This window comes from Leifsonia sp. NPDC058248 (assembly GCF_042881905.1).
GTDB lineage: Bacteria > Actinomycetota > Actinomycetes > Actinomycetales > Microbacteriaceae > Leifsonia.
The window spans coordinates 47,816-70,007 of the sequence record NZ_JBHVXB010000005.1 but is presented as its reverse complement, the minus strand read 5'-3'; the positions used below and the strand labels follow the sequence as shown (position 1 = coordinate 70,007).

Annotated in this window: 21 protein-coding genes; 4 read left to right on the top strand and 17 right to left on the bottom strand. The window is 66.4% G+C overall.

Annotated features, from left to right (window positions below; translation table 11 throughout):
- Nucleotides 1–17: 17 nt before the first annotated feature.
- The 6 genes from ACFVV5_RS09625 to ACFVV5_RS09600 are packed head-to-tail and all read right to left on the bottom strand — an operon-like array spanning nucleotide 18 to nucleotide 6,157.
- Nucleotides 18–827, bottom strand: coding sequence for a sugar phosphate isomerase/epimerase family protein (locus ACFVV5_RS09625; RefSeq protein ID WP_387242548.1), 810 nt, complete (start codon nucleotides 825–827; stop codon nucleotides 18–20).
- Nucleotides 828–845: 18 nt separating this feature from the next.
- Nucleotides 846–1,712, bottom strand: coding sequence for a PmoA family protein (locus ACFVV5_RS09620; RefSeq protein ID WP_387242545.1), 867 nt, complete (start codon nucleotides 1,710–1,712; stop codon nucleotides 846–848).
- The gene (locus tag ACFVV5_RS09615; protein WP_387242542.1) at nucleotides 1,709–2,887 is read right to left on the bottom strand and encodes an ROK family protein; all 1,179 of its coding nucleotides are present in this window, start codon (nucleotides 2,885–2,887) and stop codon (nucleotides 1,709–1,711) included. The genes ACFVV5_RS09620 and ACFVV5_RS09615 overlap by 4 nt, the downstream gene beginning before the upstream one ends.
- Nucleotides 2,888–2,943: 56 nt before the next feature.
- Nucleotides 2,944–3,810, bottom strand: a complete 867-nt coding sequence (locus tag ACFVV5_RS09610) for a carbohydrate ABC transporter permease (protein WP_387242539.1) — start codon at nucleotides 3,808–3,810, stop codon at nucleotides 2,944–2,946.
- Nucleotides 3,810–4,766, bottom strand: a complete 957-nt coding sequence (locus tag ACFVV5_RS09605) for a carbohydrate ABC transporter permease (protein WP_387242536.1) — start codon at nucleotides 4,764–4,766, stop codon at nucleotides 3,810–3,812. The genes ACFVV5_RS09610 and ACFVV5_RS09605 overlap by 1 nt, the downstream gene beginning before the upstream one ends.
- Entirely contained in the window at nucleotides 4,763–6,157 is a 1,395-nt protein-coding gene (locus ACFVV5_RS09600; RefSeq protein WP_387242533.1) for an ABC transporter substrate-binding protein, read from the bottom strand. The genes ACFVV5_RS09605 and ACFVV5_RS09600 overlap by 4 nt, the downstream gene beginning before the upstream one ends.
- 124 nt (nucleotides 6,158–6,281) lie before the next feature.
- Between ACFVV5_RS09600 and ACFVV5_RS09595 the strand changes: the two genes are divergently transcribed.
- The 3 genes from ACFVV5_RS09595 to ACFVV5_RS09585 are packed head-to-tail and all read left to right on the top strand — an operon-like array spanning nucleotide 6,282 to nucleotide 9,453.
- Nucleotides 6,282–7,331 (top strand): zinc-binding alcohol dehydrogenase, encoded by a 1,050-nt coding sequence (locus ACFVV5_RS09595; protein WP_387242530.1) that lies wholly within the window; start codon nucleotides 6,282–6,284, stop codon nucleotides 7,329–7,331.
- On the top strand, nucleotides 7,331–8,128 hold the full coding sequence (locus ACFVV5_RS09590) for a sugar phosphate isomerase/epimerase family protein (RefSeq protein WP_387242527.1): 798 nt from the start codon (nucleotides 7,331–7,333) through the stop codon (nucleotides 8,126–8,128). Before ACFVV5_RS09595 ends, ACFVV5_RS09590 begins: the two co-directional genes overlap by 1 nt.
- Entirely contained in the window at nucleotides 8,125–9,453 is a 1,329-nt protein-coding gene (locus ACFVV5_RS09585) for a hypothetical protein (protein ID WP_387242524.1), read from the top strand. Before ACFVV5_RS09590 ends, ACFVV5_RS09585 begins: the two co-directional genes overlap by 4 nt.
- Nucleotides 9,454–9,504: 51 nt before the next feature.
- Here the strand turns inward: ACFVV5_RS09585 and ACFVV5_RS09580 are convergent, their stop codons facing one another.
- The 4 genes from ACFVV5_RS09580 to ACFVV5_RS09565 all read right to left on the bottom strand — a co-directional run bounded on the left by ACFVV5_RS09580 (nucleotide 9,505) and on the right by ACFVV5_RS09565 (nucleotide 12,763).
- Nucleotides 9,505–9,879 (bottom strand): cupin domain-containing protein, encoded by a 375-nt coding sequence (locus tag ACFVV5_RS09580; protein ID WP_387242521.1) that lies wholly within the window; start codon nucleotides 9,877–9,879, stop codon nucleotides 9,505–9,507.
- Complete coding sequence (locus ACFVV5_RS09575) at nucleotides 9,876–10,610, bottom strand: alpha/beta fold hydrolase (protein WP_387242518.1); 735 nt, start codon at nucleotides 10,608–10,610, stop codon at nucleotides 9,876–9,878. The genes ACFVV5_RS09580 and ACFVV5_RS09575 overlap by 4 nt, the downstream gene beginning before the upstream one ends.
- Before the next feature lie 82 nt (nucleotides 10,611–10,692).
- Complete coding sequence (locus tag ACFVV5_RS09570; protein WP_387242515.1) at nucleotides 10,693–11,328, bottom strand: MBL fold metallo-hydrolase; 636 nt, start codon at nucleotides 11,326–11,328, stop codon at nucleotides 10,693–10,695.
- A 196-nt stretch (nucleotides 11,329–11,524) separates the two neighbouring features.
- A complete protein-coding gene (locus ACFVV5_RS09565) occupies nucleotides 11,525–12,763 on the bottom strand; it encodes an MFS transporter (RefSeq protein WP_387242512.1) in 1,239 nt (412 codons plus the stop codon).
- A 112-nt stretch (nucleotides 12,764–12,875) separates the two neighbouring features.
- Here ACFVV5_RS09565 and ACFVV5_RS09560 point away from each other — a divergent pair, with 112 nt between their 5' ends.
- Complete coding sequence (locus tag ACFVV5_RS09560) at nucleotides 12,876–13,784, top strand: LysR family transcriptional regulator (RefSeq protein WP_387242510.1); 909 nt, start codon at nucleotides 12,876–12,878, stop codon at nucleotides 13,782–13,784.
- 9 nt (nucleotides 13,785–13,793) lie between these two features.
- On the opposite strand, the gene ACFVV5_RS09555 is transcribed toward ACFVV5_RS09560, so the two are convergent.
- From ACFVV5_RS09555 to ACFVV5_RS09525, 7 genes are all read right to left on the bottom strand, one after another.
- Nucleotides 13,794–14,777, bottom strand: a complete 984-nt coding sequence (locus ACFVV5_RS09555; RefSeq protein ID WP_387243237.1) for a LacI family DNA-binding transcriptional regulator — start codon at nucleotides 14,775–14,777, stop codon at nucleotides 13,794–13,796.
- Between the two features lie 148 nt (nucleotides 14,778–14,925).
- The gene (locus ACFVV5_RS09550; protein ID WP_387242507.1) at nucleotides 14,926–15,642 is read right to left on the bottom strand and encodes a gluconate 2-dehydrogenase subunit 3 family protein; all 717 of its coding nucleotides are present in this window, start codon (nucleotides 15,640–15,642) and stop codon (nucleotides 14,926–14,928) included.
- 34 nt (nucleotides 15,643–15,676) lie between these two features.
- Entirely contained in the window at nucleotides 15,677–17,326 is a 1,650-nt protein-coding gene (locus ACFVV5_RS09545; RefSeq protein ID WP_387242505.1) for a GMC family oxidoreductase, read from the bottom strand.
- A gap of 46 nt (nucleotides 17,327–17,372) precedes the next feature.
- Nucleotides 17,373–18,314 (bottom strand): aldo/keto reductase, encoded by a 942-nt coding sequence (locus tag ACFVV5_RS09540; protein WP_387242502.1) that lies wholly within the window; start codon nucleotides 18,312–18,314, stop codon nucleotides 17,373–17,375.
- 12 nt (nucleotides 18,315–18,326) lie between these two features.
- Nucleotides 18,327–19,340, bottom strand: a complete 1,014-nt coding sequence (locus ACFVV5_RS09535) for a LacI family DNA-binding transcriptional regulator (RefSeq protein ID WP_387242499.1) — start codon at nucleotides 19,338–19,340, stop codon at nucleotides 18,327–18,329.
- A gap of 55 nt (nucleotides 19,341–19,395) precedes the next feature.
- Nucleotides 19,396–20,463, bottom strand: a complete 1,068-nt coding sequence (locus tag ACFVV5_RS09530) for an ABC transporter permease (protein ID WP_387242496.1) — start codon at nucleotides 20,461–20,463, stop codon at nucleotides 19,396–19,398.
- A gap of 46 nt (nucleotides 20,464–20,509) precedes the next feature.
- Nucleotides 20,510–22,018 carry a sugar ABC transporter ATP-binding protein gene (locus tag ACFVV5_RS09525; protein ID WP_387242494.1) on the bottom strand — a complete coding sequence of 503 codons (1,509 nt, stop codon included), beginning with the start codon at nucleotides 22,016–22,018 and terminating at the stop codon, nucleotides 20,510–20,512.
- Nucleotides 22,019–22,192 lie beyond the last annotated feature (174 nt).

Genomic DNA, 22,192 nt, shown 5'->3' with positions numbered 1-22,192 from the left:
GTGTGGGTGTTCTGCTCTCAGGCGAGGTCGATGGCGCATCGACTGAGATACTCGAAGCTCCTCCGCGCGAGGTCGTCGACGTCGGTGGCGACCTCGAACGCCTCGACCGAGACGTCTCCGTCGTAGCCCACGTCCGCGAGCGCGCGGAAGATGGGTACGAAGTCCGTCTTGCCGAAGCCGGGGCCGCCACGATCGGCGTCGTTCGCCTGCACGTACGCCAGCCAAGGCGCGGCACGGGCGATCTGGTCAGGGATCGGGCTGTCCTCGGCGCTCATGCTCTTGACGTCGAGGACTAGCTGCACCGCAGACGAATCGACAGCTCGTACGATCTCGATCACCTCGTCAGTCGTGTTCATGAAGTCGGTCTCGTCGGCTGGCAGGGCTTCGAGACAGATGGTGGTACCGGTTTGCTCGGCATGCACTGCCCACGACCGGAACAGGTCGATCGACCGCGCCCGACCATCCGGAGCTGTCATGCCCGCTGGAGTCGACCGCTGCTGGGGCGAGCCGAACACGAGCACGTGGCCTCCGAGATCTGTGCAGAGGTCGGTCAGAGCTTTGAGGCGGTCGAGCGTTCTCTGCCGTGCCTCGGGGTCGATCGCGGCGATGTGCATCCCCTCGGTTTTGGCGAGCAACCAGTGCAGACCGGTGAAATCCAGCCCGAGGGATGCCGCGGTCCGCCGGATCTTTGCGCGCTCGGCTGCGCGCACGTCTTCGACCGGGCGGCCGAGAGTGAAGGGGGCGAGCTCGACAGCCTCATAGCCCGCCGACGCGATGGCGCGAAAGCCATCGACGAGCGATCGGTCGTCGAACAACTCATTGCACATGGCGAAGCGCATGACCGGTCAGCGCCACAGTTCGTCGAGGTAACGCGAGTGGTGACCGGCGACGTCGGCTGCGTGGGCGTCGCCGTGGTGCACGAGCACGCGGTAGCGAAAGACGAGCGGCGAGCCCGGCTCCAGGGGCAGCGCCCCCCGCGCGGTACTGTCGCCGGTGAAGTCGGAGAGCCCGAACGGGTTCACCGCCATCAGTCCGTAGTCGCGCACATGCCAGCGGGCGGCAAGCGGATTGTCCGGGTGATCGAAGATCGCAGCACCGACAGTGACGCCGTCGATCGTGCCCGAGTAGTCGCACCAGTCCGAGCCGGCGCCCCAGGAGTCCGCCGAGCCGACCGCCCCCGACGACAGCTCGATGCGCCCACCGCGGCGCTCCTCGATCGCAGGAGCGACACGCACGGCGACCAGGGCCGCCTCCTTGGTGTCGCCCAGAACGACGGGTCCGTATGCCGCGTGCATCGTGCTCTCGATGTCGAGCGTCTGCGACCCGTCACGTCGAGGGGCGGATGCCCGGAGCACGCGCATGTCATCGAGCAACGGTGTGCCGTCAGCGTCCACCCACCGGGTGCTGTGGACGATCTGCGCTACGTCGCCGTGCACGGTCAGCTCGGCGGGCGCGATCGAGACGATGCGTCCGTGGCCGACGAACTCGGTCCAGACGTCGGCGCCGTTCACGTCGCGGTGGCCCCACCAGACACCTTTGTGGTGGAGGTGGTCGTCGGAATCTGCCGGAGCCGTCGCGATGTCTCGCGTGACCCGGATGCCATCGGATGAATACAGTGCGCCGATGTACGGCCGCGGCTCCGCATCCGGGCGGTACTCGAAGAATGTCTGCTCTCCGAATCCGACGAAGAAGGGCGGTCCGGCTTCCGTCACGAGATCTGCCCGGCGGGCGCGAGGGTCCGGGAGAGCTGCTGCTGCCCCGCGATCACCGCGTTCACCGCCTCCGCCGAAAACAGGTTGTCGACGGCGATCCTCGCCATGCCGATCAGACCGGCGTCTGCGCCCAGCGTGCTCAGCCGAACGTCGAGATTGCGGGTGGCGCGGGCCAGCGACCGCGGGTACAGGGACTCGCGGATGCCGCCGATGAGCGCACTGGACGCGAGGTCTCCCGCGACCACCAGCACGCCCGGGTTGACCATCGACACCACCGTAGCCATGACCTCGCCGAGGCGGCCGCCCGCTTCGTGCGTGAGACGGAGCGCGTCGATGTCACCTTCGGCGATCATCCGTTTGACGTCGCTTCCCGACTGGGCGTCGAGGGCATGCGCGACGGCACGTCCGCTCGCGACCGCCGCAAGGCATCCGGACGAGCCGCACTGGCACAAAGCTGTCTCGCCGGCCAGCCGGATGTGCCCGATGTCGCCGGCGCCACCGTCGATCCCGTGATAGACGGCACCGTTGATGACCATTCCGGTGCCGATGCCCGTAGAGACCTTGACGAGGCAGAGCGAGCGGCTCTCCGGATAGTTCACGGACTGCTCGCCGAGCGCCATCGCATCGGCGTCGTTCTCGACGAAGACCGGGACGTCGAACGATTCTTGAAGGTGCTCGATGATCGGGTACGCATCCCAGCCGGGCATGATCGGCGGCTGGCTGGGCCGGCCCGTGTGCGGGTCGACCGGGCCGGGGATGGAGATGCCGATCCCGGCGAGCGACTCGCGTGCGGTGCCCGACTTGTCGAGCAGGCGGAGGAAGGACTCGGCCAGGGTGGTCAGCAGTGCTTTCGGTCCGTCCAGCACCGCGACCTCCAGCCTCTCGTCGGCCAGGATGGCTCCGTCGAGGCGGGTGAGGGCCGTGCGTGTGTGCGTCGTGTCGACCGTCGCCACCACCAGCACGGAGTTCTGCACGTTGAACTCGAGCCGATGCGGGCGACGACCGCCGGTGGCGTGACCGTCGCCGGCCTCCCGGATGAGCTGGGCGTCGAGCAGCGAGTCGACCCGCTGGGCGACCGTCATGCGGCTCAGCCCCGTCACATCCTGGATGTCCCGCCTCGTCGTCGCTTCGCCGCGCCTGATCAACTGGAGCACATCGCCTGGTCCAGAGCTCATGTGCCGCCTTTCAATGCCGGGAGTACTGACGGCTCCCATCGTAAGGTCGTCCACTCTCAGCCCTTGTCCGCTCCGCTCGTGAGCCCCTCGGTGAGCGACCGCTCTGCGATGCCGTACAGGACGATGATCGGGATGGTCAGGAGCACGGAGCCTGCCATGAGCACCGTCTTCGACACCTCGATACCGTTCGAGAGCTGCGACAGCCCGAGCGACACGGTCCACAGATCGCGGTTCGCGGTGAGGAACAGCAGTGCGAACAGGAATTCGTTCCACGCGATCATGAACACATACAGGCCCGTCGACAGGATCGTCGGCAGGGAAAGCGGGACGATGACGCTTCGCAGGATGCGGAACCGCGTCGCCCCGTCGACCATCGCGGCCTCTTCGATGCTGACCGGGATCGTGCGCACGTAGGTGCGCAGCATCACGATCGAGACCGGGATCGTCTGGGCGATGTAGACGATCACGAGACCGAACAGCGACTCCCGGATGCCGATCGCCGAGAAGCCGACGAAGAGCGGGATCGCGATGATGATGCTCGGGAACAGGTAGACGGCGAGGAACAGCGAGCTGACCTGACGCTTGCCGAAGAAGTTCAGCCGTGACAGCGCGTAGGAGCCGGGGATCGCGACCAGCAGCGTCACGACGGCCGTAGCTATCGCCACGATGGCGGAGTTCGTCATGAAGTGGGCGAAGCCCTGCCCGCCCTCGTCGACGGACTTCAGAACGTTCTGATAAGTCGTCAGAGTGAGGTCCTGCAACGGCACCCACAGGCGATCCGGATGCAGCAGCAGCTGTTCGATGGGGACGAAGCTGAGCTCGACCATGTAGTAGAAGGGGAAGAGCGTGGCCAGGACGAGGACCACGATGACGACCCAGCGGAGCGTGCCGAAGACACGCTTCTGTACGACGATGCGACTCATCAGTCCTCCTCCGATCCTCGGCTGGCGAAGAATTTGATGTAGATGAACAGTGCGACAGCCATGAACGCCGACAGGATGAGCGCGTTCGCTGCCGCCCCGCCGATGTCGAAGCTGCCGAGGAGGGTGTCGTAGACACGCACCGCCGCCACCTCTGTGCCGGCGCCGCCTCCGGTGAGCAGGAAGACGTCGTCGAACTTGTTGAAGGTCATGATGAGCCGCAGCACCGACAGCAGTGCGATCACCGGAAGGAGTTGCGGGAAGACGATGAACCGGAAGTTCTGCCAGGGCGTCGCACCGTCGACGGTGGCCGCTTCTTCGATGTCCCTGGGCAGCGCGACGATGCGGGCCGTGATGAAGAGGAAGGCGAAGGGGAAATAGCGCCAGATCTCGAACGCGATCACGGTCATCAGCGCGAAGGGCGCCCGGCCGAGGAAGTCGACAGGCTCGGACCAGCCGAGGAACTTCGTCCCGAACGCGTTCACGATGCCGAACTGCGGGTTGAGCATGATCTGCCAGACGAATGCGACGGCGACGACCGGAGCTACATAGGGCAGGAGCATGAAGGAACGGAAGAGTCCGCGCCCGCGGAACGGCTTGCGGAACGCCAGGGCGGCCACCAGACCGAGGGCGATCGACCCCGCGGTCGAGAAGACCGAGTACACGACCGTGGTCCAGAGCGAGCTCCAGAATCCCGGATCGCTCAGCACGTTCACGAAGTTGTCGAGCGTGAGCGGGTTGAAGATGCCGTTCTCGGCGATAGTGGTGAAGTCGGTGGTCTGGAAAGCGAGGATCACGTTCCAGATGACCGGGATGACGATCACGACGACGACGATGATCGTCACCGGCAGAACCAGCGTGAGCCCCGCCCGGTTGTCACGCCGGGCGGTGAGGGAGCGGGTGGGGCGGCCCCCTGAGGGGGCCGCCTTCACCGGAGTAGGACGAGTGGAGACTGTCATTTACTCTTTGCCTGGACCTGGGTGACCTGGTCGGTGGCCTGCTTGGCCGCCTCGGAGGCGTCGATGGAGCCGCTGCCGAGTTCGCCGATCACCTTGGGGATGACCAGCTGGGTGTTGACCGGGCCGAGGAGTGCGCCCTGACCCTGCGGGATGGCCCAGCGGTCGATGTTCTTCGGCACGTTCTCGAGGGCCGTCATCGTCGCGGCGTCGTAGATCTCACTGAGGGGCTTCTTGGTGTCGACACCCGCATTGAGGCTCTTCCAGCCGTTGGTGAACTTCTGCGGGTCGCTCGCGTCGCCGGTTCGCACCGGCACCTTGCCTTCCGGAGCCATTCCCAGCCAGTCGAGGTAACCCGTCGACAGCATGTACTCGACGAACTTCTCCGATGCCGCTGCCTTGGCCTTCTTGCTGACGACCCACGACGAGATCTCACCGTACGTGCCGCCAGAGCCGCCATCCGGACCGGTGATGCTGGTCACGATCCCGCTGTTCTTGGCGAGGAAGGTCGGGTCGCTCTGGCATTGCGGGCACGTGGGGAGCGCGTCGTTCCGCAGGCCGCCGAGCTCGTCGAGGATGTACGTCGACCAGTCGACCATCGCGGCCTGGCCGGCGAAGTAGCTGGCCCGGGTGGTGTCGACGGTCTGCGTGCCCTTCGGCGAGTACTTCTGGGCGAGATCACCGTAGAGGTTCCACGTCTTGTCGCAGTTCGACGAGTCGAGTGTGACCTTGCCGCTCTTGTCCACGAGCTGGCAGTCGTTCCCCAACGCGAGACTCTCGAAGGTCTGCGACGTGAACACATCGGCCGGGTCGGTGGCGAGTGTGATGCCGTACGACCCCTTGCTGGTCAGGGTCTGGGCGGCCTTCTGGACGTCGTCGTAGGTCGTCGGCGCCTTGAGCCCCGCCTTCTCGAACAGGTCCTTGCGGTAGACGAGGATCTGAGCATAGGCGGAGTCGGGCACGGCGAGCTGCGCCCCATTGTCCTGGTCGAGCTTCAGGGCTGACGAGTCGAACGTCTTCTCGTCGAGGTTCTTGACGATCGCGGCTGCGGCGTCGGTGTTCACCAGCTTCTGATCGTTGAGCTGACGGACGCTGGAGAGCGAGATCGCGCCCATCACGTCCGGAAGCGAGCCCGACAGTGCGGATGACGCGATCAACTGGGGGAACTGGCCCTCGTCGACGGCCACCAGCTTCACTTTGATGCCGGTCGCTTTCGTGAACTTCGTGATGATCGCCTTGGTCGTGTTGACCCGATCGGGCTGGTTCTCCAACGACCAGACCGTGATGGTCTGACCTTTGGTGTCTGCGGTGTTGGAACTGGTCGAACATCCGGCCAGCAGTGCTGTGGTTGCGGCAACGATCGTGGCCGCGGCCAATGCAGTGCGCGACTTCATTATCGCGACTCCTCTCTGAAGGGTATGAAGTGGACAGTACTGCATCTTATGCATAGTGTCTATACAGAACTAGCTTATTGATGGTGCTAATGTATCCAGCACGCCGTCTCAAGGAAGAAACAACGTGAACAGACTTCTCAGGTTCTCCGCCCCGGGTGTCGTCGAAGTGGTCGACGCTCTCACGCAAGAGCTCCAGCCCGGCCAGGTGCGCGTGCGCACGCTCTACTCGGGAATCTCCGCAGGCACCGAGCTCACCGCCTATCGGGGCACCAACCCGTACCTCACCTCCGCGTGGGACCCGGACATCCGCCTCTTCCGCGGCGCCGACCAGCAGGCCGGACTCGCCTACCCGCTCGACGGGTGGGGATACTCCGAAGTCGGGGAAGTGGTCGAGGTGGCCGCCGATGGCGAGCTCCCGGGCGATGCCCCACGGGTCGGTGATCGGGTCTGGGGCATCTGGGGCCACCGCGCCGAAGGCATCCTGGCCATGGACGCGCTCCGCGGTCACGTGCTTCCCGCTGGGCTCGACCCCCTCGCCGCCGCGTTCGTCCGCGTCGGCGCCATCGCGCTCAACGGCGTGCTCGCCGCCGACCTCGGCGTCGGCACCACCGTCGTGATCTTCGGCCAGGGCGTGATCGGTCTGCTCGCGACGCGCTTCGCCTCGCTCAACGGGGCCACCGTGATCGCCGTCGACGGCATCCCGTCACGCCGCGAGGCCGCTCTGCAGTGGGGCGCGACGCACGCACTCGAGCCCGGTGACCAGCTGGCGTACACCATCCGGGAGCTCACCGGAGGAGCCGGTGCCGACGTAGCCATCGAGCTGAGCGGCAACTACCACGCGCTCCACGCCGCCATGCGGGCAGTGGGCGCGGACGGCACGGTCGTCGCCTCCGGCTTCTACCAGGGCGACGCGACGCCGCTGCACCTCGGCGAGGAATTCCACCACAACCGCATCCAGCTGATCGCCTCGCAGATCGGTTCCGTGCCGAATCGCCTGCGCGCCCGCTGGGATGTCGGCCGACTGCAGCGCACGGTAGTCGACGCGCTCGCCGACGGCCGCCTCGACGCAGCGCAGCTCGTCACCCACCGTTACGCCATCGAAGATGCGGCAGAGGCGTACGAGCTGCTCGACACCGACCCCTCGGCGGCGCTTCAGATCGTGCTGGAGTTCTGATGAACCAGATCACCGTGCAGGAGCAGCACCTTCCTGGCGCGTCGCTCGAAGAGAAGTTCGAGGCGGCCCTCGCCTGGGGCTTCGACGGCATCGAGCTGCGGAGCAAAGGCGACTTCCACTTCGCGTCGAGGCTTCCGGAGCTCACCCGTGCCCGAGATGCCGGAGTGATCATGCCGACGACATGCGTCGAGATGTCGCACTTCATCGGCGCCTTCGACCGAGGCCTGCGCGAGGACGCGATCGCGCAGCTCACGTCCCAGCTCACGGTCATGGCCGAGATCGGCGGCGTCGGTGTGATGACGCCAGGATCGTACGGGATGTTCTCCCGTCGCCTCCCGCCGTTCGAGCCGCCCCGCTCGCCCGAAGAGGACCACGACATCCTGGTGGACGCGCTCGGCCGGTTGGGCGAGCATGCCGAGAAGGAGGGTGTCGAGCTCTTCCTCGAGCCCCTGAACCGCTACGAGGACTACCTCGTCAACACACTGTCGGCGGCGGCCGCGCTCATCCGCGAAGTCGGGTCGCCGGCCGTGCGGATCGTCGCCGACACCTACCACATGAACATCGAGGAGTCCGACCCGGCAGCTGCCCTCCTGGAGGTCGCACCGCTCATCGGGCACCTGCAGGCCAGCGACTCCAACCGCCTCGAGCCGGGCGCCGGCCACGTCGACTGGGCCCTCTTCGGCGCGACCGTCGCCGCGATCGGCTACGAGCGGTCCATCGCTGTGGAGAGCAGGCTCTCCGGGCCGGCAGACGAGGTCCTTCCCACCGTTCCCCCACTGCTCCGGCGCTACCTGTGACCGGGCTCGAGACCGCCGCCGCCCGGGTTCTCCTGGGCAATTGGCGCGGCAGCTACACCGTTCCGGCAAGCGGGCTCTATCCCCACCAGTGGAGCTGGGACTCGGCCTTCATCGCCATCGGACTGCGCCACCTCTCACCTCGCCGTGCGCAGCTGGAGATGGACACCATCCTCAGCGCCCAGTGGGCCGACGGACGCCTCCCCCAGATCGTGTTCCACTCCGGGCGGGACGACGGATACTCGCCGGGCGCCACGTTCTGGCACAGCGAGACCATCCCAGGCTCCCCCGCCGTACCCACCGCCGGGCTGATCCAGGCCCCCAACCACGCGCTGGCGGTGCTGATGGTCCACCAGGCTGACCCGGCGGAGTCCGAGCATCGCCGCTTCCTCGAGCGCGCGTATCCGCGGTTGGTGCGATGGCATGACTACCTCCGCACCCGGCGTGGCGGCGAAACGGGCCTCGCCCGCATCGTGCACCCCTGGGAGAGCGGCATGGACAACTCGCCTTACTGGGATGCGGCGCTCGCCTCGATCTCGGAAACGTACGACGAGGACATCCCGCGCCCCGACCTCCTTCACGCCGACGCCGGGCACCGCCCCTCGAACACCGAGTACGGCAAATACCTCTACCTGGCCGCGCGCTACCGCGACCACGACTGCGACGACGCCGACGCCGGATACCCGTTCCAGTTCGAGGATCCGGGCTTCAACGCTCTCTGGGCACGCTCGGAGCTGGCATTGTCGGCGATCGCCGAGCTCATCGGAGAGGATGCTGAGCGCCATCTCCACGAATGCGACCGCATAACGGCGGCTCTGGAGAGTCTCTGGTCACCGGAGCTCGGCGCGTACGTGGCCCGCGACGTGCTCACCGGCGAACGTCAGCCGTACCGCACCGTCGCCGGCCTCGTGCCGCTGCTCCTGCCTGAGCTCCTGCACACGAGTGAGCTCATCGCCGAGCTGCGCGGCCCTCACTTCCGCCTCGGCGAGGTCGCGATGGTCCCCAGCCACGACCTCACCGCACCGACCTTCGACCCCGATCGCTACTGGCGTGGGCCATCGTGGTTCAACACCGCCTGGCTCGTCGCCGAAGCGCTCTACGAGCGTGGGCACGACGACGAAGCCCGGGTACTCTCGCGCGACATGGACGAAGCCGCCCTCGAACACGACTTCCCGGAGTACCTCGACCCCTACTCCGCCGAACCCCGCGGAACGACCCGCTTCAGCTGGACCGCAGCGCTGGCGCTCGACCTCGGCAAGCGGATCAACGCGCCGTCCAGCCCCCATCGAACGCCTATGTCGGCCGTCGACTCAATCACGACACCGTAGTCGACGCCCGTCTATGTGATCACGGGGTCAGCGGTCACGTCTGTGACCCGGTTAGGGCGTGTCGACGAAGCTGGCCAGCGCCTGGTCGGGGTCGACGATATAGGTGGACAGCATCCGCCCGGTGTCGGGTCCGAGGTCGAGCGCGTTGTGCGGCGTGCCGGGCGGCATGAGGAAGGGGTCTCCAGCGTGCAGGGTCAGCGAAGGCTGCCCCGCGATCTTCATCTCGACGGTTCCGGCGAGGATGTAGCCGACCTCCTCGCCCGGATGCGTGTGCCAGCCCGACTCCACGCCTACAGGGATTTCGGTGAGCACCTGGACGATGTCGCGGCCCGGTATCGAGGAGTGCTTGTTCTGGAGCTCGGTGCGCTTGAGCCGGCCGGCGAGCGCATCACTCGACGATGTCGCGTGTGGGTCGGCGGGCGTCACGAGGTCACCGCCTTCAGCGCTTTCAGAATGAGGTCGGCGACGGGCTGGGGCTGGGAGATCATGATGACGTGCGAGCCCTCGAGCTCAACGATTTCGGCACCGGCCCGCTGCGCCATCGAGAGGATCACATCCGACCCGGCCGCTTTGTCGCCCCGGGCGACTACGGCCCACGACGGCAGGGTTTTCCATGCGGCGGCGCTCGACCGCTCGTCGAACGCCGCGGCTGCCACAGGCCGCTGCGTGGCACCGTAGACGTTTGCCTGATCCTCCGACAGGTCTCCGGCGAACACTCGGTGGAATTGCGCCGGATCCACGTAGAGCTCGATCGCCGTCTCGCCTCCGACACCGGTCGGGTACGTGCGTTGCAGCAGGGCCGGAGCCAGGGCGCTGTCCCTCGACGTGCCCTCCACCTCACTGAGGGCCTCATTGACTTCGGGCGAGAATCCCGAGACGAACACCAGCCCGACGACGTTGCTGCTTGCGGCGGCGGCGTTGCTGATCAGAGCACCACCGTAGGAGTGACCGACGGCCAGGACGGGCCCGTCGATCTGCGAGAAGACCGAGGCGATGTACGCCGAGTCACTGGCGAGGCCCCGCAGCGGCACCGCGGGGCCGAGTACCGGAACACCGGCTTTCAGAAGGATGTCGGCGACGTCGGCCCAGCTGCCTGCGTCGGCGAAAGCACCGTGCACGAGCACGACGGTGGGTGTTCTTGCAGTGTTGTCGGTCATGATTCTTTCCCTTGCGTACGGTCAGCGGGTGAGGAAGGCGAGCAGGCCGTTGTTGGACTTCTGCTTATGCGTCGCCGTCCCGTCAGACGTCGACGGTGCAGCGTTCGCCGGGCAGGAGTTCGGTGAACTCCGCCCGGATGTCTCGGGTGATCGATCTGACGAGTCCCAGCGTCAGCTTCAGGCCGTCGTCCGACAAGACACCGGTGTGCACGGGAACCACCCATTTCGGACGCACCAGCTGCAGATACTTCTCGACCTCCGAGATCCGCAACCACGGCGCGGAGATGGGCAGCATCAGCAGGTTCACGTCACCTCCCGGCGGCGAGAACGAGTCGCCCGGGTAGAAGAGTTCGTCGTTGATGCGCACCGCGAGATTCTCGGGGCGGGGGGCTTTCTCCAGGATTTCGGCGTGGGCGCCGGTGGTGAACTCGAAACGCAGCGAGCCGACCGTGTCGCAACAGTCCGCGTCGACCACCGTCACGGTCGGGCCGAGCGTCTCGGCGACAGCGGCGGTCGAGAAGATCCGGCGCGAGGAGTCCTCAGTGATCAACCGGGTGAGCACCTCTCGATCGAAGTGGTCAGGATGCACGTGGGTGACCACCACCGCCTGCGGCGACAACGACGGCAGTCGTGGCGTGAAGGTGCCTGGGTCGACGAGCACCCGGTCGTCACCCGAGCTCACCAAGAAGCACGAGTGCCCCCAGAATGTGACCTCCATCTGTCCTCCCTTCACCCGTGGACGAACAGCAGGGTCGGTAGGTTGTCATCGGTCATGCGCCACTCCCCTGACATCGTCATGGGCGAAGCAGGCGGTCGCTTCTCGGGCCGCGATGAACGAATCGTAGCCCTGGAACCGAGCGCATGCCTAGCTTCAACCTCGCCCCGATCCTCTCGGGAACGGGCGAACCCAGCGATCAGCTGTTCTTGCGCAGCGCAGACACCTGGAGCCGGGCGGCGACCAGCGTCACAGCGACGATTGCCACTGCGAACGCGCAGAGGCCGACTTGCGGGCTCACGAACGAGGTGGCGATCGCCAGCAGCACCGGCGGAAGGCCCTGTCCCAGGTAGGTGATTGTGAAGAAGATTGCGATCACGCCCGCCGTGGCGGCCGGATCGGCGGTCGTCGCCGCGACTGCCAGCGCAGATTTGAACAACAGGCCAAGCCCGGCGCCGGCGATGCCCGCGCCGATCAGGAAGAGGGTCAGCGACGGGTTGAACAGTCCGACGATGATGATCAGGAACCCGACGGCTGCGGCGCCGGTGCCCAGTCCCAGCATCCAGCTCGGGGAAAGCGCCCCCAGAGCGATCTGCGAGACGGCGGAGACGCCGAGCGCGACGAACGCCGCGAATCCCCAGATGACCGGTGCCGCGACATGCAGCTCGTTCTGCACGATCAATGAGCCGAGGGACAGAAGCACTCCGAACCCGCCGAATGAGCAGAAAGCCACCGCCGACGCCCCGATGAACGCCAGCCGCCGGCCCTCTCGAAGTCGGAATCGCCGCGTCTGCTCCCTGCGGAAGGCCTGGCGGTCAACCGTCTCGGGACTCAGCGACACGGCCACGATTCCCCCCGTCATCGCCACGATGAAGACGAGATACGACGTCGTCAACGGGGCGGTGAACCACTGAGCGATCACCCCGGAGACGAGCGGGCCGAGCGAAAGGCCGCCAAGGAGCGCGATGGATGCGACGGTCGAGGGGAAACGAGACAGCGCGTTGGATGGCCGTGCGGCCCGGTAAAGGTCCGACAGGTACGTCGTGGCGGTGGACGCGACCAGGCCGACCGCTAATCCGGTGAGGAAGCGCCCCACCAAAAGGCCGGGATACGCAGGCCACACCATCATCACGACTGCGACGCCGACGCCGACGGCCAGTGCCGGCACGATGATTGGACGTCGACCGAAACGATCCGACAAGTGTCCGAAGAACACGAGCCCGACTACTGTGCCGACGACCGTGATCGCGAATGCCACGGTGACCAGCGTCGAAGTCAGTCCATCCTGCTCTGCGTAGAGCGGCCAGAGCGGAGTGGGAAGCGTAGCGAACGCCTGCAGGATGACGACCGCGCCGGTCACCAGCCAGAATCCCGTGAGGTGGCGTGCTCGCGAGCGTGCGTGTGGCAGTCCTGGGTTGTCCGCGGCTGCGATTGCCATGGTGAGTTCTCCAATCGGAAGGCGATGTGCTCTTGGCGAGCGTACGACTCCCTGATCCTTCTTGGAGAGAGCCGAACGCGCTACGATCTGCAGAACAGATGGAAGGTGATTCATGGAATTGAGGCAGCTCCGCCACTTTCTGGCACTGGCGGAAGAGCAGAATTTCACCCGCGCAGCCCAGCGCGAACACATCGTTCAATCGGGGCTCTCCAACTCGATCCACTCGCTTGAACGCGAGCTGGAAACCCCTCTGTACGTGCGTGGCAGTCGGCCGATTCGCCTGACTAGCGCGGGATTCGCACTCGAGGGTCCAGCCCGCCGCACGATCAGCAGCGCTGGGTATGCACGCCAGGCGGTGCGCGATTCGCGCGAGGCGATCACCGGCGCCCTGCGTATCGGCGCGATGCAGTCGGCAGAGCACGTCGTGCCCCTGAGCGAGTACGTCGCCCGGTTCACTCGCGACTACCCGGGGATCACCGTCGAGGTCCTGCAACTAGCTGCATTGGATATGTTAGCGATGGTCGAATCGGGCGAACTGGACTGCGCTATCGTTCCGGCGCCGCCCAGCGCCGGGCACCGATTGCGCCTCGTGAAGCTGGGGCGCGAGCCCATGAAACTCGCGGTCGGACCAGCACATCCGTTGGCCGGCGAGAAGAACGTGCGTCTATCTCAGCTCGAACACGAAAGGTTCGTGGAAGTCCCCACGACCTGGACGTCCCGCCTTGTGAACGACGCGGCTTTCGCCGGTCGCGGCATCGTCCGAAACGTCGTATGCGAAACCAACTCGTGGGACCTCGTCCTGCAGCTCGTCGGCGCGGGCGTCGGAGTCGGGATCGTCCCCGGAGGGCTCAGTCATCCCACGATCTCCGAACCCACGCCGTCCGTTCTCCTCATCCCTTTGGTCGACGTCCAGCTCGAGCGCCACCTCCATCTGGCGATTCCTTCTGTCGGCGAACTCGAGCCCGCAGTGACGCGGTTCATCGATGAGGTCTGGCACATCCGCAACGAGCCACGCAGCTAGCACAACGGGTCAGCGACGCGGCCCGGTGCTCTCGCGTACCTTCAGCTCGGGCTCGATGAGGGGGATGGTCTCGGGGGCCTCGCCGCGCAGTGTGCGCAGGACGCTCTCGACGGCTCGGCGGCCGACCTCGGTGAAGTCGAGCCGCACGGTGGTGAGAGCGGGCCGGAAGAACGGCGATTCGTCGCGGTCGTCGAATCCGACGATGCTCACGTCTTCGGGAACGGAGAGGCCGCGCTCGTCGAGGGCCTTCATGATACCGAGGGCCATCGCGTCGTTGATCGCCAGGACAGCCGTGATGGAGCGGTCCGCGGCGATCTCGATGCCGGCGCGGTAGCCGGACTCCGCCGACCAGTCCGGGGACTCGAATTCGAGGGGCGTGACCCGCCCGGCGAGGGCGAGTTCGGTCTGCCAGCCGCGCCGGCGAGCCTCCGAGGCCATCCATCCGACCGGACCGCCGACGAAATGAACGGTCTCGTGGCCGAGGTCGAGCAGGTGCCGGGTGGCCAGCTGAGCACCGAGCGTTTCGTCGACGGACACGGTCGACGGGCCCGCGGGCGATCCCTGTTCGAACCGCACGACCGGCACATCCGAGTCGAGCCGGTGCAGCACCTCCCTGGCCGCGGTCATCGGAGCCAGGACCACGATCGCGTCGACCCCGTCTTCGACGAGTGAGTCGAGGCCTGCCTTGATGCTGGTGCGGTCCACGTCAGCGATGCTCACCAGGCTTGTGGCGTAGCCGCTCCGACGTGCCTCTTCTGCGATACCGAACAGCGCGAGTGCCGGGCCGTGTACCGACAGCGCGTAGCTGAGCACGCCGAGATTCATAGAACGGCTCGTCGCCAGGCTGCGGGCGGCCGAGTTGCGGCGGTAGCGCAACTGCGAGATCGCGTTCTCGACCCGTTCGCGGATCTCGGGGGCGACGTTGGTGTGCCCGTTGACGACGCGTGAGACCGTCTGCTGCGAGACTCCGGCAAGGCGGGCGACGTCGACCATCCGCGCGGCGCGGGGAGCCTCGATCATCGATCGGACCCTCGAACGGCCGACGACTGCGCGGAATGGAAAACCATCCCCCAATTATGGCCGCGACGGGCCGGGCGCCTGCACAGCGCCCGGCCGGCGCGACGGGAATGAGCGGCCGGGCTCAGCGGTTCCCGTAGCGCAGCACTGCCGGGTGCTGCTCGTACGGCCACTCAGCCTCCGGGATCATGTACTCGAGCGTCGTATAGCTGCCGTCCATCGTCGAGGCGAGCGACGGCGGGCCGGGGAACCCGATGACCCGCCAGCCGAGACGGTTGTCATTGCCGCCGTAGACGGGGTCACCGTAGAAGCCCTGTCGGGTGTTCAGCACGAGGAGCGGGAAGAACTCGAGGAAGTCCTCGTTGACCGGCTGGTTCCCGGCCGGCGCTCCCCCACTGCCCTGACCGTCCGAGTCGGTGAAGACGAACTTCGCCGGCTTCTCCTTTCTCGAGATGGTCTCGAGCACCACATCCTGTTGCGCGTCGTCAAGATCGACGAACTGAACGCCGAACGTGTCGTCGGCGATGCCGTCGAGTTCGACGATCCCCTCGCGGTAGAACTTCTGGCGGCTCTCGATACGCTCCTGCCAGGCCTTCTCCTCGAGCCCCTCCATGCGGAGAAATCCGTTGCCGTCGGCTGCGGGGAAGACGAATTGCGTCCCAGCCAGCATCCGGTCGATGAAGCGGACCACGCCTGCCTCCTTCGCTCCCGGATGGTGGTCCGTCGGAATGATGCGCGCAGTGGCCGCCTCGACAGTCACCCATTCGTGCTCCGTGAAGAACAGCGGCCCGTTCGAGTCTCGCGTCGAGATCGGTACGGTGACCCATTCTGCTTGTCCCATTGTTTCGTCTTCTCCTCTGAGGTCGCGGTCGATGTCAGTCGGTCCAGCCGTGGCGGTCCACGGCGATGATGCGGTCGGCGCAACGCCAGGCGTTCGCCATGATCGTCAGCGCCGGGTTGATGCCGGTCGCGGTCGGGAAAAAGCTCGCGTCGAAGACGTACAGGTTCGGCACCTCGTGCGAGCGGCACCACTTGTCGACCACCGAAGTCGCCGGATCGTCGCCCATCCGCGCGGTGCCGAGCTCATGCGAGGTGTTTCCCGTGATCCGCTCCATGTTGACCGGCACGATCTTGGACGCGCCGGCCGCCTCGAGGATCTCGCCGTTCTTCTTGACCTGCCACTTCTCCTGCGCGAAGTCGTTGGCGTGCGGCGTGTGGGTGATCCGAGCGACCGGCAGACCCCACGCATCCTTCACCGTCGGGTCGAGGTCGACGCGGTTGGACTCGACCGGCAGATCGTGGAGCAGGATGCCGATCTTCATGCTGTAGTTGAACAGGTCGCGGTCGGCGTCTTTCGCCGCCTGCCCCCAGGTGGGGCGACCCGGGAAGCTCCAGTTGACCGGGTGGCCGAGCATCGACGGGAAGATCAGGGAGCCGAGGATGTGTCCCCGCGACTCGTCGGTCTCGTAGAAGTCGAACGAGCACAGGTTCATGTAGTGCCCCGACCAGCCGTAGAGCGGGTCGTGCAGTTCTTTGTCGAACAGGCCGACCGAGAACGAATACTGGTGGAACGTCGCGTTCTTGCCGACCTGGCCGCTGCCGTTGCCGAGTCCGTCGGGGAACAGCGCCGACTTGGACATGAGCAGCAAGCGCGGGGTCTCGATGCCGCCACCGCAGACGATGACGGCTTTGGCGTTCTGCACGAACTCGTTGCCGTTCTCGTCCTGGTAGCGCACGCCCGTGGCCTTGCCGGTCTTGTCGACGAGGATCTCACTGACGTAGCAGTCGGAGCGCAAGTCGTACAGGCCGGTGTTGATCGCATCCGGGATGAAGCTGATCAGAGTAGAGGACTTGCCGTCTCCCGGGTCGGGGTACTGCTGCCAGAACCCGTTCTCGCTGAACGGCTTGCGGCCGCGATACGGTTCGGTGACCATGCCCTGGGGCATCGGGAACGTGCTGTGCCCCATCTTGTCCATCGCGGTCGCGAACTTGCGGCCGACCTGGCTGAGCGGCGCCGGCTTGGTCGGGTAGTCACGGGTGCGGCGGCCCTCCCAGCGGTTGGCTCCGCCGAGACCCGAGGTGCCGAACTCCCACTCGACGCGTGTGTAGTACGGCTCGAGGTCGTCGTAGCAGATCGGCCAGTCGACGAGGCTCGCGCCTTCGACGTCACCGTGCAGCGAGCGCAGGCGGAAGTCGTTCACTGTCATGCGGGGAACCATGCCGCCCCAGTGGGTCGTCCCGCCTCCGACGACCTGCGGGGTCGCCGAGAAGTTGGTGATGACGGCCTCTTCGCTGTCGTTCTGACGGTATGTGCGAGGCTTGAGTTTCGGGTCCTGCCAGATGAAGTTGCGGTTGAGGAACTTCAGCTCGTCTCCAGACGCGTGCTCGGGCTTCAGCCACGGGCCGCGCTCGAGGCCGACGACCCGCAGTCCCGCCTCTGTCAGTACCTTGGCGGCGGTCGCCCCGCCGGCCCCGGCGCCGACGATCACGACGTCGACGGGTTCGGGGTTCTTGAGGGTGGTCATTCTCTGTCCTTTCCTTCTGACAAATCTGGGGTTCAGGATGCGCGGGCTACGCCAGCACGCCGGTGCGGCCGAGCCGCGCAATCGGCAGCAGTTCGTCCCACAGCGCACCGGGGATCTCGAGAGCGGAGAGCTCGGCCGTCTGTTCTACACGCTTCGGCTCGGACATGCCCACGATCGTCGACGTGACGCGCTGGTCGCGCAGCGAGAACTGCAGGGCTGCGGCGGCGAGCGGGACCCCGTGCTCTGCACAGAGCGCCTCCATGCGGCGCACGCGCTCGAGCACCTCGTCGCTGACGGGGGCGTAGCAGTAGGTGGGGACCGCATCCGGACCCTTCACGAGCATCCCGCCGCCGAAGGGAGCAGCGTTCACGAAAGCCACACCGCGGGCCTGCGCATCGTCGAGCAGCGGCTCGGCCGACTGGTCGACGAGGGTGAAGCGGTTGTGACTGATGACCGCGTCGAAGGCCTCGGTCGCAAGGTACTGAAGCTCGAGGTCGATCGGACCGCCGGCGACGCCCAGGTAGTCGATGACACCTTGGTCGCGCAGGGCGATCAGCGCCTCGAGGGGGCCGCCGGGCGCAACGCCCTCTTCGAAGGTGATCTTCTCGGGGTCGTGCAGATAGACGAGCGGAAGCGTGTCGAGGCCGAGTCGCTCGAGGCTCTCGTCCACCGAACGCCGCACGCGATCACCGGAGAAGTCGGTCGTTCCGGGAATCGGGTCGACTTTGGTGGCCACGACGACGCCGTCAGGGACTCCCACGTTGTCGCGGATTGCCTGTCCGATGCGCTTTTCGCTGTCGCCGCCGCCGTATTCGTTGGAGGTGTCAATGAAGGTGAACGGTCCTTCGAAGACTCGGCGGATCGTGGCGACGGCCGTCTCCGTGTCGACTTCGTAGCCGTACTGGGCGGGGAAGCTGCCGAGGGCGCTGGTTCCGACGCAGACGTCGGAGACGGTGAGGTCGGTACGCCCGAGTTGTTTGATGGTCATGCGCTTCGCTTTCTATCTGAGGTGAGGGTCGATGGTTCGTGGGATGCCGGAGGGCGGCGCAGTGCTCTGGCGCACGACGAGCTTCGGCAACACCCGGGGCAACGCGTCGGCGTGTCCGCCGCGCATCAGGTGCAGGATGCGGTCGACCGCCAAGCGGCCGACCTCCTCGAAGTCGAGATGCACCGTCGTGAGCCCGGGCCGGTAGTACCGGGATTCGGGGACGTCGTCGAACCCGACGACACTGATGTCTTCCGGCACGCGCACTCCGCACTCGGAGAGAGCTTTGACGACACCCAGCGCCATCTGGTCGTTGGCTACGAACACGGCAGTGATATCCGGGTTGCGGGCGATCTCGCGACCGGCGGCGTAGCCGGAGCGAGTCGACCAGTCGCCCGAGATCACGGGGTTCGTCACCCGCCCGGCCGACGCGAGGGTCGCGGACCAGCCGCGGAGGCGAGCCTCGGTGCCCAGCCAGCCGCGGGGGCCGGCCACCTGCCAGACGGTGGCGTGGCCGAGCTCGAGCAGATGGCGGGTTGCGAGTGCGGCGCCGCCGACCTCATCGGTCGCCACGCTCGTGGTTCCCTCGGGGGCACCCGGCTCGAAGAACACCAGGGGCACGCCCGCTTCGAGCCCGGAGATCGCTTCGAGCGCCGCTTGCACCGGCGCCAGTACGACGATCCCGTCGACCGAGTCCTCGGCCAGATGGTCGAGCGCGGCCTTCATGGCGACTCGGTCGACGTCACCGAGGGTGACCAGGTTGGTCGCGTAGCCGGCGCTGCGCGCCTCGTCGGCGATGCCGCTGAGTGCGACGGACGGGCCGTACTGAGCGAGTCCGAAGCTGACGATCCCGAGGTTCATCGTCTGCCCGTTCGCCAGTGCACGAGCGGCCGGGTTGCGACGGTAACGCAGCTGACGGATCGCCAGCTCGACGCGCTCCCGGATGTCCGGGGCCACGTTGGGGCTGTCGTTTACCACCCGGGAGACGGTCTGCTGGGATACCCCCGCAAGTCGTGCGACATCGATCATCCTGGCACCGCGAGTCGTCGACTGCTTCTCTGTGCTCGAAGGTGCCGACATTCTTCTAGCTCGCTGCCCGTACCGTGCGCCGGCCGAAGTGCGATCTGAAGAACCCGGAGATCCTCTGCACGCCGCCCGCGCTGGAGAGGAAGACCGCGATCACGATGACGGCACCCTTGATCACGAGCTGGGGCTCCGAGGAGATACCCACCAGGTTCATTACATTGATGATCGTGGCGAGCACGAACACACCGATCACGGAACTGATCGGGTCGCCCTTGCCGCCCATGAGGGAGGCGCCGCCGACGACGACCGCGGCGATCGCGTCCAGTTCGTAGCCGACACCGATGAGCGAGCTGCCCTGGCGGAGCTGGGCGGCCGCGATGAGGCCGGCGAGTCCGGCGAGCAGGCCCGACATCGTGTAGGTGATGAGCAGGTTGCGGGCCACCGGCAGGCCGGAGAGACGTGCCGCTTCCGGGTTGCCGCCGATCGCGTAGAGCGAGCGGCCGAAGGTCGTGAACTTCGCCACGAGTGCCGCGAGGATCATCACGACGAGGAAGATCATGACCGGGTTCTGCAGGCCGAGGGTCGTGCCTCGTGAGAACAGGTCGATGAAGGTCTGATCGGTGATCTGGATGAGGCTGGTCGACTGGATGATGTAGCTGAAGCCCTTCACCGCGCTCATCATGGCGAGTGTGGCGATGAACGGCGGGATGCGTAGCCACACCACGAGCAGGCCGTTGACCAGTCCTGCGATCCCGCAGCAGAACAGCGTGAACGCAACTGAGAGCCCTGTGGCCATGCCTGCCTGAAGGGTCAGCGCCACGATCACGGTGGACATCGCCAGAATCGACCCGACCGAGAGGTCGATGCCGCCGGTGAGGATCACGAAGAACTGGCCGATCGCGAGCACTGCTACGATCGACGCGGCCGCGATCACGTTTTCCGCGTTCCTCAACGTGAGGAAGTCGCCCGAGACGTAATAGCCGATCACGATGATGACGACGAGCACCAGCAGAAGGTAGGTCTTCGGCAGGATGCGCTTGACCACACCGCCCCAGGTCGAGCGCGGTTGCGAGGCTGAGGACTGATCGGTGGGCTTCACCGGCTCTTTGAGAGTATTGTTCGACATTTTCTTTCCCGTCAGTGGGTTCAGTCAGTGGGTTTTCGTCTAGGGGTTATGCGAGAAGCTGCAGGATCCGCTGACCCTGCGGGTCGATCTCGTCGTGGTCGAATTCGGCGACCACTCGGCCGCGCGCCATCACGAGGACCCGGTCGCACATCATCGCCTCGGAGATCTCGGAGCTCGCGATGATCACGGTTCCGCCGGAGCGGGCGAAGTCGCGGATGAGCTCGTACATGTCTTCCTTGGCGCCGACATCGACACCACGGGTCGGCTCGTCGCAGATGAGGAGGCGAGAGGAGCGCACCAGCCAGCGGGCGAGGATGCCCTTCTGCTGTGTTCCACCGCTCAGGGTCTTCATCGGCTGATTGACGCTGGAGACCTTCATTCCGAGTTTCGTCACCATGTCTTGCGCCGCGCGCCTCTCGCGCTTGCCGTCGATCACGGCGAGCCGGCTGAACATCGGCATGCTCGCCAGGGTGATGTTGCCGGCGACGCCCATGTCGGGGATGAAGCCCTGCGCCTTGCGGTCCTGCGGCAGCAGGCCGATCCCGCGCCGGATGGCGTCGCGGGGCGAGTTGAACGTGACCGCCTTGTCGTCGATCAGGAGTTGCCCGTCCGTCCTCTTCCGAGCGCCCGCGAGCAGGCTGGCGAGCTCCGACTGGCCGGAGCCGATCAGACCGGCGATGCCGAGCACCTCGCCCTGATACAGATCGAAGTCGATCTCGGCCACCCGGTCGTTCTCGCCGAGGCCGCGCGCGGACAGCAGGATCGTGTCGGTGCGACCCGCTCCGAGGCGGGGGCTGCGTTCGCCACGGAGGGCGGCATCCGCGATCGAGCCCTCGAGACTCTTGCCGACCATCGCTGTCACGACGTCGGCCGGCTTCGTCTCGGCCGTTGTCAGGTCGGCGGCGGTGACGCCGTCGCGTAGCACGGTGACCGCGTCGCAGAGGCTGTAGAGCTCGTCCATTCGGTGCGAGATGTAGAGGAGAGTGACGCCTTCGGCAGCAAGCCGTCGCAGCACGGTGAAGAGGCGCTCGACGTCGGGCAGCGGAAGGGTCGAGGTGGGCTCGTCGAGCAGCAGCACCCGTGCATCCTTGTGCAGCGCCTTGGCGAGTTCCACAGCTTGCTGTTCGGCCACTGAGAAGCTCGAGACCGGCTGACGCACGTCGAGATCGAAGCCGACGCGGGCGAGAGCCTCCCGCGATCTGGCCTGCATTTCAGTCCAATTGACGACGCTTCCCTTGTTCGGCAGCGTTCCGAGGAAGATGTTCTCGGCCACCGAGAGCGAGGGAACGAGGCTCAGTTCCTGGTAGATCGTGTGGATGCCTGCGGCCTGCGCATCCGTCGGCTCACGGAACTTCATGACCTCGCCACCCAGGCGGATCGTGCCGCCGTCGGGCGTCTCCGCCCCGGAGAGGATCTTGACCAGCGTCGACTTGCCGGCTCCGTTCTGCCCGGCGAGGGCGTGGATGCTCCCCCGCTTGACCGAGAAGCTCACCCCCTTGAGCGCCTGCACACCGAGGTAGCCCTTGGTGATGCCTTCGAGCTGAAGCTCGTCCATTAGTTCCTCTGCACTTCCTCGTGACTTTTGTCGTATCAAAGTGGTGGGGGGGGGCCCCCCGCAGGCAACGGGCGGGGGCCGGCCGGGGGGGTACCCCGGGGGGGGAGTGGGTGGGCGCGCCCCCAGTGGTAGTCGTGGTGTGGTGTGGTTTTGGGGTGTGCGGGGTGTGGTCGG

Coding starts and splice junctions, on each gene's coding strand:
- ACFVV5_RS09530 (WP_387242496.1), bottom strand. CDS start 20,463: ATGTCGAACAATACTCTCAAAGAGCCGGTGAAGCCCACCGATCAGTCC.
- ACFVV5_RS09590 (WP_387242527.1), top strand. CDS start 7,331: ATGAACCAGATCACCGTGCAGGAGCAGCACCTTCCTGGCGCGTCGCTC.
- ACFVV5_RS09535 (WP_387242499.1), bottom strand. CDS start 19,340: ATGATCGATGTCGCACGACTTGCGGGGGTATCCCAGCAGACCGTCTCC.
- ACFVV5_RS09565 (WP_387242512.1), bottom strand. CDS start 12,763: ATGGCAATCGCAGCCGCGGACAACCCAGGACTGCCACACGCACGCTCG.
- ACFVV5_RS09625 (WP_387242548.1), bottom strand. CDS start 827: ATGTGCAATGAGTTGTTCGACGACCGATCGCTCGTCGATGGCTTTCGC.
- ACFVV5_RS09610 (WP_387242539.1), bottom strand. CDS start 3,810: ATGAGTCGCATCGTCGTACAGAAGCGTGTCTTCGGCACGCTCCGCTGG.
- ACFVV5_RS09555 (WP_387243237.1), bottom strand. CDS start 14,777: ATGGTCGACGTCGCCCGCCTTGCCGGAGTCTCGCAGCAGACGGTCTCA.
- ACFVV5_RS09575 (WP_387242518.1), bottom strand. CDS start 10,610: ATGACCGACAACACTGCAAGAACACCCACCGTCGTGCTCGTGCACGGT.
- ACFVV5_RS09560 (WP_387242510.1), top strand. CDS start 12,876: ATGGAATTGAGGCAGCTCCGCCACTTTCTGGCACTGGCGGAAGAGCAG.
- ACFVV5_RS09600 (WP_387242533.1), bottom strand. CDS start 6,157: ATGAAGTCGCGCACTGCATTGGCCGCGGCCACGATCGTTGCCGCAACC.
- ACFVV5_RS09545 (WP_387242505.1), bottom strand. CDS start 17,326: ATGACCACCCTCAAGAACCCCGAACCCGTCGACGTCGTGATCGTCGGC.
- ACFVV5_RS09550 (WP_387242507.1), bottom strand. CDS start 15,642: ATGGGACAAGCAGAATGGGTCACCGTACCGATCTCGACGCGAGACTCG.
- ACFVV5_RS09570 (WP_387242515.1), bottom strand. CDS start 11,328: ATGGAGGTCACATTCTGGGGGCACTCGTGCTTCTTGGTGAGCTCGGGT.
- ACFVV5_RS09525 (WP_387242494.1), bottom strand. CDS start 22,018: ATGGACGAGCTTCAGCTCGAAGGCATCACCAAGGGCTACCTCGGTGTG.
- ACFVV5_RS09615 (WP_387242542.1), bottom strand. CDS start 2,887: ATGAGCTCTGGACCAGGCGATGTGCTCCAGTTGATCAGGCGCGGCGAA.
- ACFVV5_RS09540 (WP_387242502.1), bottom strand. CDS start 18,314: ATGACCATCAAACAACTCGGGCGTACCGACCTCACCGTCTCCGACGTC.
- ACFVV5_RS09605 (WP_387242536.1), bottom strand. CDS start 4,766: ATGACAGTCTCCACTCGTCCTACTCCGGTGAAGGCGGCCCCCTCAGGG.